The organism is Bacteroides sp. Marseille-P3684 (assembly GCF_900291465.1).
In the GTDB taxonomy this organism is placed as follows: domain Bacteria; phylum Bacteroidota; class Bacteroidia; order Bacteroidales; family Bacteroidaceae; genus Phocaeicola_A.
This window is the reverse complement of the sequence record NZ_LT985808.1, coordinates 3,275,065-3,291,580: the sequence shown is the minus strand read 5'-3', so window position 1 is coordinate 3,291,580 and position 16,516 is coordinate 3,275,065. Positions and strand designations below refer to the sequence as shown.

Sequence of the window (16,516 nt, the reverse complement as noted above, 5' to 3'; positions counted from 1 at the left end):
CGGTCAGTAATCTCTCTGTACTTCGGCAATCTTCTCCTGGAGCTTGCGCATCTGCTCTTCGGCGAGCACCTTCTTGTATTCGATGGGGGTCACCTGGATGAACTCGTCGACGTAGCGGCTCCAGTTGTCGAGCATCTGGCGTGCCAGCTCCGAGCCGGTGTAGCGGTAGTGCTGGCGGATGAGCTCGTGCACCTCCTTGCGGGCGGTGGCGTCCTCCAGGAGCGACAGCTCGACCATGTCCATGTTGCAGAAGTAGTCGAAGTGGTGGTTCTTGTCCCACACGTAGGCGACGCCTCCGCTCATGCCGGCGGCAAAGTTGCGTCCGGTCTCACCCAGCACGACGACCCGTCCGCCGGTCATGTACTCGCAGCAGTGGTCGCCCACGCCTTCCACCACGGCTATGGCGCCGGAGTTGCGTACGGCAAACCGTTCGCCTGCCCGTCCGTTGATGTAGACCTCGCCGCTGGTGGCTCCATAGAGGAGGGTGTTGCCCGCGATGGTGTTGTCTTCCGCAGCAAAACCGCTGCGCACGGGCGGCTGTACCGAGATGTGTCCGCCGCTGAGCCCTTTGCCCAGGTAGTCGTTTGCCTCTCCTTCCAGACGGAAGCTGATGCCGTGGGCGAGGAAGGCGCCGAAGCTCTGTCCTGCCGACCCCTTGAACTTCACCTGGATGGTGTGGTCGGGCAGTCCTGCCTGTCCGTAGCGGGAGACAACCGCCCCCGAAAGCATGGCGCCCACCGAGCGGTCGGTGTTGGCGATGGCATATTCCAGTGAGATTTCCTTCCGGTTCTCCAGCGTGTCCCTGACTGCCGACAGGATGGCGGTGTCCATCACCCGGTCGATGTCATGTTGTTGCGGGACCACCTGACGGATGGCAGCCCCGTTGTCCACCCGGTGGAGGATGCGGCTGAAGTCGAGCAGCGAAGCCTTCGTGCCTGCCGCTGCCGGTGCCAGCTCGATGAGCTCGGTGTGTCCCACGATGTCGTCGAGCTTCCGGAAGCCCATCTCTGCCAGGTATTCGCGTACCTCCTGAGCGAGGAAGCGGAAGTAGTTGACCACGTATTCATAGTGTCCCCGGAAGCGTTGGCGCAGCACCGGGTCCTGGGTAGCGACCCCGACGGGACAGGTGTTGGCGTGGCACTTGCGCATCATCACGCAGCCCAGCACGATGAGGGCAGCCGTGCCGAAGGCGAACTCTTCCGCTCCCAGCAGCGCCATGCAGATGATGTCGCGTCCGGTCTTCAGCTGGCCGTCGGTCTGCAGGCGCACCTGTCCGCGCAGTCCGTTGAGGACAAGGGTCTGCTGTGTCTCGCTCAGTCCTATCTCGGGTGGAATGCCGGCATAGCGCATGGAGGAGGCGGGCGATGCACCCGTTCCACCTTCCGCACCGGAGATGACGATGAGGTCCGCCTTGGCTTTTGCCACGCCGGCAGCGATGGTCCCCACGCCGCTCTCTGCCACCAGCTTGACGCTGATGCGTGCCCGTGGATTGACGTTCTTCAGGTCGAAGATGAGCTGTGCCAGGTCCTCGATGGAGTAGATGTCGTGGTGCGGTGGCGGCGAGATGAGCGAAATGCCGGGGATGGAGTGCCGCGTGCGGGCGATGACCTCGTCCACCTTGAAGCCGGGGAGCTGTCCGCCTTCTCCGGGTTTCGCCCCCTGTGCCACCTTGATTTGTATCTCTTCGGCATTCACCAGGTAGGCTGTCGTCACGCCGAAGCGTCCGGAAGCCACCTGCTTGGTCTTGCTGCACAGAGAGATGCCGTCGTGTGTTCCCCGGAAGCGGGCTTCATCCTCGCCGCCTTCCCCCGTGTTGCTGCGTGTCCCCAGCTTGTTCATGGCGAGTGCCAGCGCCTCGTGTGCCTCCTGGCTGATGGCGCCGAACGAGATGGCTCCCGTGACGAAGTGCTTCACGATGCTTTCCACCGGTTCCACCTCGTCAATGGGGATGGGGTTGCGCCTGAAGCGGAAGAAGTCGCGGAGGAAGAGGGGCTGTTCCTTCCGGTCTGCCTGCGCGGTGAACTCCTTGAACTTCGCGTAGCTCCCCAGCCGGGTTGCCAGCTGGAGCTTGCTGATGGTCTCCGGGTTCCAGGCATGCCGCTCCCCGTCCTTGCGGTAGGAGAACTGACCGATGTGCGGCAGCAGGTCGGAGTCACTGCCTTCCCCGTCGGCAAATCCTGCCCGGTGGAAGGCTGTATAGTCGCGGGCGATCTCCTCCAGGCGGATGCCTCCGATGGTCGAGGAAGCCGTCCCGAAGCAGGACCTCAGCAGTTCCGCACTCACCCCGACGGCTTCGAATATCTTCGCTCCCCGGTAGGAGCGGATGGTGCTGATGCCCATCTTGCTCATGATTTTGTACAGTCCCTTGCAGACCGCCTTGATGTAGTTTTTCTCCGCCGTTTCGTAGTTCATCTGCACCTCGCCCCGTTTCACCCGGTCATCGAGCACGGCGAACGCCATGTACGGGTTGAGGGCGCTGGCACCGTAGCCCAGCAGCAGGGCAGCATGCATCACCTCGCGGATTTCCCCGCTCTCGACAATCAGCGCCGTCTGCACACGCTTCTGCACGCCGATCAGGTGGTGATGCACGGCACTGACGGCTAGCAGCGACGGGATGGCGGCATGGTCCGCATCCAGTCCCCGGTCGGAGAGGATGATGTAGTTGACCCCTTCCTTCACCGCTTCCTCTGCCCGGCGGCACAGTTCCGTCAGTGCCTCCTGCAGGGCGTCTCGTCCCCCGCCGACGGGGAAGAGGGTCGGCAGCTTCACGGTCTTGAACCCTTTGTAGCGTATGTTGCACAGGATGTCGAGCTGCGTGTTGGTCAGTATCGGGTGGGGCAGACGCACCATCTTGCAGTGGCTCTCGTCCGGCAGCAGGATGTTGCAGCCCACGGCGCCGATGTATTCCGTCAGCGACATGACCAGCTCTTCGCGGATGGGGTCGATGGGCGGGTTCGTCACCTGGGCGAACTGCTGACGGAAGTAGTTGAACAGCAGTTGCGGCTTGTCAGACAGGACGGCGAGCGGCGTGTCGTTGCCCATCGAGGCGGTCGGTTCCGTCCCGTTGACTGCCATCGGGATGAGGATGCGCTCGATGTCCTCCCGCGTAAAGCCGAAGGCACGCAGTCGCCGGTTGTAGTCCGGCACGGCATTGTCCGGTTTCCGTCCGCTGCGCAACGTGTCCAGCTCGATGCGGTTTGCTGCCAGCCATTGACGGTACGGTCTGGCGGAAGCCAGTTTCGCCTTCAGTTCCTCGTCGCGGAAGATGACTCCCTCCTGCGTGTCCACCATCAGGAGCTTGCCCGGCTGCAGCCGTCCCTTCTCCTTGATGTTCTCCGGTTCGAAGCCGATGACCCCCGCTTCACTCGCCACGACCATCATGTCGTTCCGGGTGATGAGGTAGCGTGCCGGACGCAGTCCGTTGCGGTCGAGCATGCCCCCCGCATAACGTCCGTCGCTGAAGAGCAGCGCCGCCGGTCCGTCCCACGGCTCCATCAGGATGGAGTGATATTCGTAGAACGCCTTCAGGTCTTCGCTGATGGGGTTCCGGTCGTTGAATGACTCCGGGACCAGCATCGCCATGGCGTGCGGCAGGCTCAGTCCCGACATCACGAAGAACTCCAGCACGTTGTCGAGCGAGGCGCTGTCGCTCATGTTGCTCTGCAGGATGGGGCGTATCTCCTTCACGTCCCCCAGCAGCGGCGTCGACAGGACACTCTCGCGCGCCTCCATCCAGCCCCGATTTCCCCGGATGGTATTGATTTCCCCGTTGTGTGCCAGCAGACGGAAGGGCTGCGCCAGGCTCCAGGTCGGGAACGTGTTCGTGCTGAAACGCGAATGGACGATGGCAAGTCCGCTGGTGAAGTAAGGTTGCGTCAGGTCGCAGAAATACTCGCGCACCTGGACCGATGAGAGCATACCTTTATATATAATGGTCTTGCTGGACAGCGACACGATGTAGAACTCCTTGTCCGTGACGCGCCGTTCGATTTTCTTGCGGATGATGTACAAGGTACGTTCGAGGTTCTCCGGGTCCGTCGTGCCTGTGATGAACACCTGCTTGATGTCCGGTTCCGTAGCTGCGGCGCTCGCTCCCAGTATTTCCGGACGCACCGGAACCTGTCTCAGGTGCATCAGCGAGAGCCCTTCGCGCTCGATTTCCTCAATCATGATGCGCAGGATTTCCGCCTGTGCCTCCTTGTCTTTCGGCAGGAACACCAGTCCCGTTCCGTATTTACCCTTCTCGGGGACCGGTATCCCCTGCAGCAGGATGAACTCGTGCGGTATCTGGAGCAGGATGCCTGCGCCATCCCCCGTCTTGTTGTCCGCCCCCTCTGCACCACGATGTTTCATGTTCTCCAGCACCTTCAGTGCGGCATCGACCAGCTCGTGCGACTTGTTGCCATGAATGTTGACAATCATGCCTACGCCGCAGGCATCATGCTCATGCTCCGGGCGGTAAAGCCCCTCTCCGGCATGCTGCGGCACTTTTCTCTTCTCTTTGTCAAATGTGTTGCTCTTCATTGAATAATACTTTCTTTTTGTATAATAAAATAAGTATTTATATTTCGTATTGTCTGCAAATATATTGTTTTGCTATCATTTGAACAATGATTTTGTTCCTTCTTCTGACAGAAAATGAAGTCCCTCGGATGTTTGCTTACAATCGTGTGCTAAAAAGAAGGAATTTAACACGATGGTGTAACCACTTTTCGACTTTTTCCTTTCAATCTATCAAAATCGAGTCAAAAAAGATATTTTAACCCAAATTGTTCATTAGACCGCTCAAACTCCCTGTGTCATTTTGTCGGCATTCCCTCCCTTTCCCTATACAAAACCGTCCGAATCCCCCTTTTCGCCTGACTCGTACTTTGCGATTTTCCATCAAACCAGCGTGCGATTGCAAACAAATGCAAACGAAATTCCCCGAAAAGCCCTCTTATTTTAGAAAACTATACATCTCATTTTCGAAATACTTACATTTTAGCGCCCAAACAATATTGTTCCACGCGTCAAACACTTGTGTTTGGCACCTCAAACAATATAGTTTCACCATCCAAACCATATTGTTTCATCCGCGGAAGTCAAATGTTTGGAGAATGAAATGCAAAAATCCCCGGTTTCATTCTCCAGAAGGAGTACCGTGTCAACAAATCGGAAGCTATCACCACGCCCATCCTATTTCCCTTCCACTGTCATTCAGAAACCACTACCGCTCCATGAACATCCGAATAACACCCCTTCTCCCGAATCCGCATCAATCTGTATTTTGCGAATCGCCCGAGAATGCCCTCGGAATCCACACAATCGTATTTTTGTGCGAGCAAGCCCTCTGTAGAGCCCTTCGTTTGACATTTTGTCAATTCTGGCGGCGATGTAGGGGCGACCGGTCTGGTCGCCCGGTCCAATGCACGTCCAATAAACGTCCCCAATGCACGTCCAATAAACATCCCCCATACATTATTACCTCTCATTCCGCATTTTGATTCTATTGAAATCTCCCAATTGAATACCCTACAATTATACCATTCCTGATTGGACCGGGCGACCAGACCGGTCGCCCCTACATTTTGTTTTATTGGACATCGTGCCGGGAGGATAATTGTACATTGTCAATTGAGAAGGTTACCGTTTGTCATTTGCATCAGATGATGGACGATAACAAAATGATTATCGAAATACTTGTGTGGTGATAATATAAATATGTCAAAGTAATCCACTTTCGCGTGATTTCTCCTGCCTAAAAGTTTGCTTTATAAATGACTATTTGTATCTTTGCAACGTCAGTCCCCACCAAGCCTCTCAACGATGCTCAAATGCGTGGGGCTTTTTTGTTTATATACCTCGCTCTAAAGATACGCTAATGGAAAGATTACCGCATTTCATGAAACATTACATGGCGGAGGTAGACTTGGTGTCTCTGTTGGAAAGTCGTGGACTTATCATTTCTGACGAAGCCAAGGCGGTGCAGTATTTAGAGAGCATCGGATACTATCGCCTTTCTGCCTATATGTACCCATTCTTGAAAGTTCCTAAGGAATCTCATCTGTATAAAGACGGGACAACTTTCCAACAAGTGTTGAATCTGTATCGCTTCGACAAAAAGTTGCGTATGCTTCTTCTCAACGAGATTGAGAAAATTGAGATAGCCATTCGTCGAGCCATTATGAATATTCCTGTACTGATGACGGGGGATATTTATTGGCTGACCAGTTCCGTTCATTTTGCCAACCAAAGAACATTTCAAGATACGAAGAACACCATCGATAGAGAATACGCAAAATCAACAGAAGAGTTCATTAATCATTTCAAGAACAGCTATTGTGACCCATATCCTCCATCATGGATTTTAGGTGAGTTGTTGACAATGGGGAATGTGAATATGATTTACCGTAATCTGAAAGCGGATAAGATACGTAAGCGCATCTCTCATTATTTTGGTTTACAACCAATCGTTTTGGAATCTTGGATAACTTCTTTGACTTTGTTGAGGAATGCCTGTTGTCACCATTCAAGAGTCTGGAACAAGGTTAGTTCAATCATACCTGTTTCTCCAAGAAGAATTACTTATCCTTGGATTACTTTGCAAACAAATCCTCAAAGAGTGTATTTCACTATTTGCATCATCAAGTATTTTCTTGATATTATATCACCCAACAATGATATGTTAGGAAAGATGTACAAATTATTTTTCAATTATCCAGAGATTGATTTGGCGGCTCTCGGATTTCCGAAGGGATGGGAAGGTGAACCATTATGGGCACAAAGAATATAGCAACTCTTACATTGAGAATTCAAGACGTAATTTTTTTGTTTGCAGTTGATTCCCGAAATTGAAAGAACGGTTATATTTGCAGAAAGACACAATGAAAAATCATGGTTTATGGATGTCATATTGAAATCCCCATGATTCTGCCGTTTCCATCGTATCCATCAGGCGAGAATGTAGGGGCGACCGGTCTGGTCGCCCGGTCCAACGCACGTCCAATAAACGTCCCCCAATACATTATTACCCTCTCATTCCGCATTTTGATTCTATTGAAATCTCCCCAATTGAATCCCCCCCCACAATTGTACCATGCCTGATTGGACCGGGCGACCAGACCGGTCGCCCCTACATTTTGTTTATTGGACATCGTGCCGGGAGGATGATTGTACGTTGTCAATTGAAGAGGTTACCGTTTGTCATTTGCATCAGATGATGGATGATAACAAAATAGTTATCGAAATACTTGTGCGGTGATAATAGAAGTGTTATCTTTGTGCCGTCATCAAAAAGAGCTCTTTGAATGACTGATGAAGGAGCGCTAAAGGCGCGGATAGAAGAGTTGATGGAAAATCTCAACTACTATCTCCGAAACTATGACCGATTAATTGGAATTGGTTATAGGCGTTCGGTATTGGATGCTGAAATTGAGTTGCTGAAAGAAGAATTGAAGCAGCTCACAGGCAAACAGTAGAAAGGTGGCCTGTCGCAAAGCTAGCAGCGGCAGGCCTTCCTTCATCACTTATGAGTGTAAAACCCCAAAATCTCCAAAAATATGGATACAATACAGGAATACAGGATGCTGAAACGTCGTTGGGTTGAAAGCCGCGGCGAAGAGCGCGAACAGGTTCAGAAGGAGCTTGATGTTTTCTTTGATTCACTTGATGAGGCAGAGCGTCGTCAGGTTATTGAGGCTGTTGATGACGATTTTGAAGCAATTCATCAGTGTATAGAGGAAGCAAAGGATTTGAAATTGCGTTCACAAATGGAGCAGGTATTGCCTTTCCTGTCGATTTCAGCCCTTGCCAAGCATTATTTCGGAAAAAGTGCCTCGTGGTTTTATCAACGTTTGAATGGTAACATCGTTCATGGCAAACCTTGCCGTTTTACTCCGGAAGAGTTGGAGAAGGTGAAGTTTGCACTCAATGATATCAAGGATAAATTGTCGGCAACAGTGTCAAATATTTGAGGCAATGTAGGGGCGACCAGACCGGTCGCCCCTACGAACATACATGCCGCAAGGAACATTGTCAATTGTCAATTATCAATTGTCAATTGAATAGGATTGTCCATTGAATCAAACAGGCTCGCCGCAATCAACACATACGGGCGGTCCTTCACCAACACATTCTTGTCGGCATCGAGCAGGTAGAGGGAGGGCAGCGCCTTCAGGTCATACAGCGCCTGTTCCTGGACGACGTAGCGGTCTGAACCGACGAGCCATCCCTCTGGGAGCGACGAAAGGGTCGACTTCCAACGTTCCTGGTCCTCCTCCGCATAGATGGCAAGGACCGTCAGCCTGCCATCCGCCACAGCCTGTGACAACTGGTCGTCCTGCTTCATCCTTGCCAGCGTACGGCGGCAGTTCGGGCAGTCGGCATCGTAGAAGAAGAGCAGCAGACGGTCGCCCTTGACAGCGGTCTGCAGCAAGGTGTGGCGACGTCCGTCCGGTGAAAAATATACGAAGTCGGTCGCCCGTGTGCCCGGCATGTTCCGTTCGACCAGGTGCAGGCGGAATGCCAGCGTGCTCTTCCGCGCATCATCCAGCATGCGGCTCTCCAGCATCCGCCGGAGGTAGACGAGGTAGAGCTCTTCGTTGTAATAGGGAGAATTGGCATCGTAGAGATAGGTATCAATCATGTCCATGAACACCCGCCGTGCCTGTTCGTGCGGTTCCATCCTCTCGCAGAGCGCACGGATGCCTGCTTCAGCGGACGCCTTCTCGATGGGCACCTGCAGGTAGAGGTTCAGCTGGTTCAGGAACCCCCGTTCGCACAGTTCCCGGTCGCCCGTCAGCGTTGTGTCTGCAAAATCGAAGTTGTCCCACAGATGGGCGAACAGGTAGTTCGCCTTCCCCTCCTGGGTGGTGTACAGAGGCGGAATCTCCGGAAATGGAAATTCCTTGGTCACACGGACGGAATCGCGGTCCTGCACCTCCGCCGTCCCGGTCTGTCTGCCGGACGAACTGCATGAATATCCGCCAAATGCCATCCATCCTGCCAATACGCAAAAAATGATTTTCTTCATAGTCATGTCGTTAAAGCGCGACAAAGATAATTATTCAATTGACAATCCTATTCAATTGACAATTGATAATTGACAATGGACAATTATCCTTGCGGCATGATGTCCAATAAACAAAATGTAGGGGCGACCGGTCTGGTCGCCCGGTCCAATACAGGATGTTCAATAATTACACCCTCATACACATCCAATAATTACATCCCAATATACATTGTTGTCCTGTCATCCTGCATTTGATTCTGTTGAACCATTCCCGATTATTCCGTTCATTGCATTGGACCGGGCGACCAGACCGGTCGCCTCTACATTCCCGCCTGATGTCATGTCTACACACCGCAGGGTTATTGTCAATTGTATGAATGACACTTCTATTAAATTTTTCATCGTAATGTGAAGGCTCTATAACCTTAACTTAGTTAATCTAAGTTAAATGGGGGGAGGGTGGTTGGAACTGAGACGTTGCGAACCTTTACTCCGAAGGGGGAGGCGTATGCCTTTAGAAACAGGGAAAATCAGGGGTTTGATAATTCATTTATTTAACTTTTTTATCTTGGGAGAAGTTGCAGATGTGGAATCAATGTGTTGCAGATATGAAATAAATACAATATCTTTGCAACGAAACTTGAACAAAAGTTTACACATTTTTAATCGGGCGTCTGTCTTTCTTGCCCGGTTGGATGAGTGACTTTAGGAGACAAAATATAGAATGAAAAAGACGAGTTGTTGTATGATTCTTGTTGCCCTGACTCTCTTTATATGGGGCATACAAACCGCATCGGCGCAAACATGGGGCATCAAGACCAACGCGCTGTACGATGCAACCCGGACCGTGAACATCGGAACCGAATTCGCCTTGGGCAAGAAATGGACACTGGACGTCAGCGGAAACTACAACGGATGGAACGCCGGAAGCCGCTGCGAGAAGATGAAGCATTTCATGGTCCAACCCGAACTGCGCTACTGGACTTGCGACGTGTTCAACGGCCACTTCTTCGCCCTGCACGCGATGGGCGGAGGATACAACATCTCAAACGTCCGCTTCCCCTTCTTTACCCGGAAATTTGATGACGGCAACCGCTACGAAGGCTGGTTTGTCGGGGCAGGTGTCGGCTACGGCTACTCCTGGGTACTCGGCAAACGCTGGAACCTCGAAGCCGAAATCGGAGCGGGCTATGCGTATTCCCCCTACGACAGCTACGAATGTCTGGAGTGCCGGCGGAGCCTCGATTCCGGTACGCGGCACTACTGGGGCATCACCAAGGCTGCCATCTCACTGATTTATTTCCTTAAATGAAAAGACACGGAGGAACCATCATGAAAAGATATACGTTCATTCTCGCAACGATGCTGATCGCCGGTCCACTCTATGCCGACGGCAGAAAAAGCTACCTCGAACAGATTCAAGTCAATGACCTCAACGTCCGCAGGGAAGGGCAGATGGTCAATCTCTCTTTCTTGCCGGACTTGAGCAACCTCCTGACTTCGTCAACGTGTCACCCAAAACTCATCAGAGAATAATGGTGCGATAGGTTGATGGCGTTTCATCAGCATAGTTCGATTGATAACCTGTTTGTTCTTGGGCAGTGTCAGCTGTATTGTTACAATCGTCTGTGCAAGTGCTAAAACCTTGTCGACACTCATATTGACATTGGATAGTTTCAGCAGCCGCTCTAGTTCCTTATAAACTTTCAATGCCACAAAACAGATGCATACGTGTGCCTTTATCCTGCGGTGGGTGAAGTGGAACATAGGTCGTATCTCTATCTTCGATTTTGAGATGCGGAAAGCCCTTTCGACATGCCATAGGTTATGATATGCGGCATATACTTCACCGGTCGGGATATTTGTATTGGTAAGATATCCTTTCAGCCCGTCCCATTTCGCGTCNGGTCGTATCTCTATCTTCGATTTTGAGATGCGGAAAGCCCTTTCGACATGCCATAGGTTATGATATGCGGCATATACTTCACCGGTCGGGATATTTGTATTGGTAAGATATCCTTTCAGCCCGTCCCATTTCGCGTCAGCCTCAAGTTTGTCGTAATTGATGGTCACCTTAATGTCGCCCTTCATCTTCAAGAACTTGTTATAACCTCGCTTGTTTATGTTGTCTTTCGTCAGGGTGCCACGTTGGTATGCCTTTTCCAGACGTTGTATCCCCTTTTCCCTGTTGTGGGCATCCTTGCGGGCACGGTCGTCTGTATATCCCACAAGCAGACGTCTGCTGCCTCCCTTGTCGTATTCCACCATCTGCTTGTCAACTTTGGGCTGACTGAGTATCCATTCCTGTATCCTTTTGCTTTCGTTCTTGATTTTCGCACCGATAATATATTTGTAACCGTTTGCTTCCAAGTCTGCTATATTGTCGCTGTTCATCAGTCCGGAGTCGGCTACGACAATAAAGTCTTCCAATTTATATTTCCGTACAAATTCCGTCACTACCGGCAGCATCGTGTGACCTTCATACTTGTTCCCTTCATGTATGCAATAAGCCAGCGGATAGCCTCCGACGCTGACGAGCAGTCCGAGGATGATCTGTGGATTCCTGTGCCGTCCTTCTTTGGAAAATCCTGTCTTTCGCAATTCATCTTCATAATCCGCCTCAAAATAAAGAGTGGTCACATCATAGAACAAAACACCGATGCGGCCGTTCAACACCTGCCTTGTATGCAGTACGCTTATATCCTGGACAATTTCATGCTGACTGTCGCTGAGCTTGTCCAAATAACGGTATATCTTCGACAGACTGACATCCTCATCGAAATGGTTTTTCAGGTACTCGGCAGTAGCCGCCTTGCTTGCCGGATAGGCCAACCGCGCCTTTACCAGCTGTCGGAACACCGGATCCTCGATCCGGTTGAAGCCCACACTGTCAAACACACGGTCAAGTATCAGGTCTGCCCCGTTAATCGATATGTTGGTAATACATGAAAGCATTTGCTCGGCATTCAGAAGTTCCGTTTCACACCCCTTACGATCCTCGCCGAAAAGATCCAGACGGGGATGCCGGCGTTCTTGCTCCCTGTCAATCCACTCATGGGCTTTAGATATGAGTGAGTCAAGATCTTCGGGTTCCTTGGCTATGCCGATTGTGGCAAGTTCATTCATTTTGCCATTAATCTTCTCTGTGACAATTATGCCAACATTGCCTGAGGGATATTTTTTCCTTCGTATAAACATATTTTTTGAACCGTGTCACCCTAAAATGGGTGATGCAAAATTACAAAATTCTATTTATCAACGCTTTGTAAAATTAGACTTTTTTGAGTGACGAAGTCAGGAAAAAGCTACCTCGAACAGATTCAAGTCAATGACCTCAACGTCCGCAGGGAAGGGCAGATGGTCAATCTCTCTTTCTTGCCGGACTTGAGCAACCTCCGTGTGCGGACGCAGGACCGCCTTTCACTGGTCCCGGTGCTGGTCAGTGCCGACGGACGCCACGAGCGTGCCCTGGAACCGATTGTCATCTACGGACGGGTGCGCGGCGTGAAGCTGGACCGTCAGCTGATGCGTCAGGCGGACGTTCAGGACTACGGCGTCACGGTCCGTCGGAAGGGCGGACACTGGGAGGCGCCTGCCTACACGGCTTCTGTGCCCTTCGAACCCTGGATGCGCAACGCCACGCTCAACCTGCGCGAGTATGTCACCGGCTGCGCCGGCTGTGAGAAGGGTGACTTCGTGACCACCATCGACCCTCACATCCTGCCGTTCGTGGCGCCTGCCTATGCACGGGCAACCGTCGCTCCGCGTGAGGAAGGGGTGAAGCACCGCAGCGTGACCTTCCGCGGACGTTTCCAGTTTGAGCTGGACCGTTACGACGTCCTGCTGGACTACAAGGGGAACCGCGCGAAGCTCGACGAGATGCGTGCCCGCATCGACTCGGTGGCAAACGACCCGACGGTGACCATCTCCGCCATCGAGGTGCAGGGTTACACCTCGCCCGAGGCTCCCGTGGAATACAACGAACGCCTGGCACGGAACCGCGCCACGGCACTGGAAGAATACATGAAGCAGCAGTTCCCGCAGATTCCTGCCGACAAGTGGAAGGTGTCCTGGCCCAATGAGGACTGGACGGAACTCCGCCGGCAAATCGAGGCGGACCGTACCCTGGAGGGACGCGACCGCGTGCTGCACATCATCGACACCGAGCCGGATCTCGACCGGCGCGAGTGGCTCATCAAGATTCTCCGTCCGGAGAGCATCTACCGCACCATCTACGAACGTTATTATCCTTATTTGCGACATAATGATTACGTGGTGAGCTTCACCGTACGCAATTTCAGCGTGGAGGAGGGGCGGCGCATCATCCTGGAGAAACCGCTCCGCCTGAGCGCTGCCGAGGCTTACCAGGTGGCAATGAGCTATCCCGAGGGTTCGCCCGAACGGTTGCGCTCGATGCAGATTGCTGCCGCCACGTTCGATCGCGATGAGGCTACGCTGCACAACCTGGCGGTGGAGCTGATGTCGAGAGGCTTGCATGCCGACGCGCTGAAGGCGTTGGAGGGAGCACCCGAAACGGGCGACCTGCTCAACCTGCGCGGAGCTGCCCTGGTGAACCTGAACCGTTATGCAGAGGCAGCCAAGGACTTCCGCCGGGCGGCTGAACTCGGTAATGCCGATGCACGGACGAACCTTGAAGAACTGGACGGGGTGCGTTGATACACCCCTATATATAATTAAGGAAGAGATTTTTTTAATTAACTATATTATTAATCTAAACTCTGTAACAATGAAGTTGAACAAGTTTTTTCTTTTCAGCGCAGCCGTGGGCTTAGCCCTCGCGTCTTGCTCTGACGATGTGGCTGTCACTTCTCCGGACAATGGTAAAGTGACTAAGGGGAACACCTACGTGGCTGTGAGTGTAACACAAACTCAAACTCGTGCTTCCAGCGAGGAATTGACGGACAAGTATGCCGGTACTGACACTGAGACGAAGGTAGCTAATATTTACTTCCTGAAGGGTGGAGAAGCACAGGTAGAATTCAATAACCCGCTTTCCACTGCTGCTACAGCAGACAATAAGAATCCGGATTTCTGGAAAAAGGAAGATAGTGGTTATACTTACTGGAAGACCGGTGTATTTGAAACCGATGCAACACCTACTCCGGTGGATATGAACGTAATCCTGAATGGTAACGATTTGACAAAAACTGCCAAAGCCAGTGATATCGATCCTGTTGTGGATATGGCAGGTACGAACAATGCTGGTGACGTTGTGAAGAATACGAACCTCTTCATGGCTAATGGTTTCACCATGACTTCTGCTACTGCAAAACATGCTGTTGCAGCTGATGTGACAAAAGAACAGGCTTTTGCTGAGCAGGATCCGAAGAACAACTTCGATTTTGATGTAACCCGTCTGTTGGTAAAGGGTATTGTGGTAGACAATAAACCGACTAACGACTATGAGGTGAAAGACAAGGCTGATGTTGCTCTGGGTAAGGTATCCAAGACTGGTATGACTTTCGCCGGTGTGAACGGTGCTACGAAGTCTTATCTCTTCAACAATAAACCGACTGAATCTGCTATTCACAAAGCAAACGCTGCAAGTACTGCTGCTGCGGCTAAAACAGAAGGTTTGGTTCGTTTGGGTAACTTGACAGACCAAGATCCGGATCCAAAAAAAATGAACTTTGGGTCTTACACCGCTGTGGCTGTTAACGAAGGTGTAGATGATTTCGCCGGTGCAAAAGCAGATGCATTGGGCAGCAAGGCTAATGCCGTTTACTTCTTCGAAAATACATCCAATGACTACAGCGCAACGATGGCAAAAGTAGGCTACAACCGTTATGCTTATGCCAAAGTATACGTGACTTTCGTTCCGAACGATGCCAATGTACGAAACATCAAGGTGATGGATGCTGAAACTAACGGTTATAAGAAATTCAAAGACCATGCTGGTGCTGATAAATGGGGTATGTGGGATACCGATTACAAGTACTCTACCGCTAGTGACAAGACTTTCTTCTATGCTGAAGGTTATTTGTTCGGTTCTGTAGACGCTGCCTTGTTTGCCGGTTATACTCGCGATCAAATCTATACCTACAAGGATGGCCGCATGGCTTACCGTTCTCTCTGGAATCGTGTAGAGACAAGTGGTTCTGACAAGAACATCAAGGATGCCGGAACTTATCGTAACAACATCTATGTATTGGAAATCACCGGCTTCACCGGTCTGGGTATGCCTTGGGATCCCGCTGACCCCAACGACCCGAACTTGCCGCAAGATCCGGATGATAACGGTACAACTCCTCCGGGAACCGATCCTGACGTCAATCCGAAGGCTAAATCGTTCATGCGCGTAAATGCCAAGGTTATTCCTTGGACTGTTTACCGTCGTTCTGTAAACTTCGGTGGTGAATATTAATCACATATCCAATAACCTAAATCATCCGGCGCGGAATGTCAGGCACATTCCTGCCTGACTCACGCCCGGAGCACATTCTATCGGGCAGGCGCACTGCCTGCCTGATAGAATGTTTGATATCCCCTTCGACGGGATATCCCCCAACTAGAAACAGTACTTTTGAGAAAATTATGAAAAAGAAATTGCTTACATACCTCGCACTGATTCTCCTCGCACCGCTTGCCGGGTCCTGTATCTACGACCATCAGGACGTCTGCCAGCCCGACCTGCAGGTGGAGCTTACCGCCATCGCCGACGATGAATGTGCCACTGCCGGTGGGGAAGGGGACTACTACAAGTATGACCTGAGCGCACTGCATGAGGTGCAGGTGGCTGTCTTCGACCGCAAGTCCGGAAAGCTCGTGGATGTCCGGTCCGAGAAGAACGCGACGGCACTAAGCAATTACAAACCCATTTTCCCCATGCTTCCTGCCGGCGACTATGTCATCACCGTCTGGGCTGCCGAGACGCCCAACGACTACAACACCGTGACCGATGCCGTGCCCTGGAAGATGGACCTGCAGAAGGTGGCTGCCAACAACGGAAGGCTGCCCCAACTGTTCTACGGCGTGACGGAACTCAGCGTCCCCGTAAACCAGGACGAACAGTTTACCCTGATGAATGCGACTGTGAATTTGCGTCCTTACGTCCAGACCTTCAGCGTCGGTTTCTCCGGTGCGAAAGCGGACGAACAGCTGACCCTTACCTATAAGGACGAAAACCCACAGGTGAACTTCAGGCAGGGCAACATCGAACGTCCTACCCGGTACACCTCCACCACCACTGCCCGCGGTGCGGACGATGCCCTGCGCGTTGCCGTCCTCCGCATGGGAAACAGCTATGAGGGTGTACGCCTCACCCTGGCTTCTCCCGAGACAACCTATCTCGACAAGAGCCTTGCCGCCCTGCTCGACGACATCAGCAAGGCGAACGGAGGTATAAAGTGGAATCTGAACTGTCTGGCGGACATCCCCATCCATGTCGATGTGGAACCGCAAGAAACTTATATGCGCGTCACCGTACGCATCCTCGACTGGCAAGTCATCTACCGCCCCGTGAACCTCGGCGAGTATTGATAAAGCCCACGTCAACTAAAATAC

11 protein-coding genes are annotated in these 16,516 nt (G+C 52.0%); 8 read left to right on the top strand and 3 right to left on the bottom strand.

The genetic code is table 11. The features are described 5' to 3' along the window. Window positions 1-3: 3 nt before the first annotated feature. Window positions 4-4,524, bottom strand: a complete 4,521-nt coding sequence (gene gltB / locus C8275_RS12985; RefSeq protein ID WP_106625470.1) for a glutamate synthase large subunit — start codon at window positions 4,522-4,524, stop codon at window positions 4-6. A gap of 1,360 nt (window positions 4,525-5,884) precedes the next feature. On the opposite strand from gltB, the gene C8275_RS12980 reads away from it, so the two are divergent. The 3 genes from C8275_RS12980 (at window position 5,885) to C8275_RS12975 (ending at window position 7,955) form a co-directional block, all read left to right on the top strand. Continuing rightward, a complete protein-coding gene (locus tag C8275_RS12980) occupies window positions 5,885-6,775 on the top strand; it encodes an Abi family protein (RefSeq protein WP_234395774.1) in 891 nt (296 codons plus the stop codon). A gap of 514 nt (window positions 6,776-7,289) precedes the next feature. Continuing rightward, a complete protein-coding gene (locus C8275_RS14730) occupies window positions 7,290-7,460 on the top strand; it encodes a hypothetical protein (RefSeq protein ID WP_199881934.1) in 171 nt (56 codons plus the stop codon). A gap of 81 nt (window positions 7,461-7,541) precedes the next feature. Then, window positions 7,542-7,955: a DUF5053 domain-containing protein gene (locus C8275_RS12975; protein ID WP_106625468.1), complete on the top strand. Its 414-nt coding sequence runs from the start codon at window positions 7,542-7,544 to the stop codon at window positions 7,953-7,955. 68 nt (window positions 7,956-8,023) lie between these two features. Here C8275_RS12975 and C8275_RS12970 read toward each other — a convergent pair whose 3' ends face one another. Further along, window positions 8,024-9,013: a DUF5106 domain-containing protein gene (locus tag C8275_RS12970; protein ID WP_199881932.1), complete on the bottom strand. Its 990-nt coding sequence runs from the start codon at window positions 9,011-9,013 to the stop codon at window positions 8,024-8,026. 724 nt (window positions 9,014-9,737) lie between these two features. On the opposite strand from C8275_RS12970, the gene C8275_RS12965 reads away from it, so the two are divergent. Further along, on the top strand, window positions 9,738-10,304 hold the full coding sequence (locus C8275_RS12965) for a DUF3575 domain-containing protein (protein ID WP_234395773.1): 567 nt from the start codon (window positions 9,738-9,740) through the stop codon (window positions 10,302-10,304). A gap of 20 nt (window positions 10,305-10,324) precedes the next feature. Then, window positions 10,325-10,528 (top strand): hypothetical protein, encoded by a 204-nt coding sequence (locus C8275_RS14670; protein WP_157948274.1) that lies wholly within the window; start codon window positions 10,325-10,327, stop codon window positions 10,526-10,528. On the opposite strand, the gene C8275_RS12960 is transcribed toward C8275_RS14670, so the two are convergent. Continuing rightward, entirely contained in the window at window positions 10,496-12,190 is a 1,695-nt protein-coding gene (locus C8275_RS12960) for an IS1634 family transposase (RefSeq protein WP_369861196.1), read from the bottom strand. The genes C8275_RS14670 and C8275_RS12960 overlap by 33 nt on opposite strands. Window positions 12,191-12,277: 87 nt before the next feature. Between C8275_RS12960 and C8275_RS12955 the strand changes: the two genes are divergently transcribed. The 3 genes from C8275_RS12955 (at window position 12,278) to C8275_RS12945 (ending at window position 16,492) form a co-directional block, all read left to right on the top strand. Beyond that, window positions 12,278-13,669, top strand: coding sequence for a DUF3868 domain-containing protein (locus tag C8275_RS12955; RefSeq protein ID WP_106625465.1), 1,392 nt, complete (start codon window positions 12,278-12,280; stop codon window positions 13,667-13,669). 70 nt (window positions 13,670-13,739) lie between these two features. Beyond that, complete coding sequence (locus tag C8275_RS12950; protein WP_157948273.1) at window positions 13,740-15,377, top strand: Mfa1 family fimbria major subunit; 1,638 nt, start codon at window positions 13,740-13,742, stop codon at window positions 15,375-15,377. Window positions 15,378-15,547: 170 nt separating this feature from the next. Beyond that, window positions 15,548-16,492: a FimB/Mfa2 family fimbrial subunit gene (locus tag C8275_RS12945; RefSeq protein ID WP_157948272.1), complete on the top strand. Its 945-nt coding sequence runs from the start codon at window positions 15,548-15,550 to the stop codon at window positions 16,490-16,492. The last annotated feature ends 24 nt before the right edge of the window (window positions 16,493-16,516 follow it).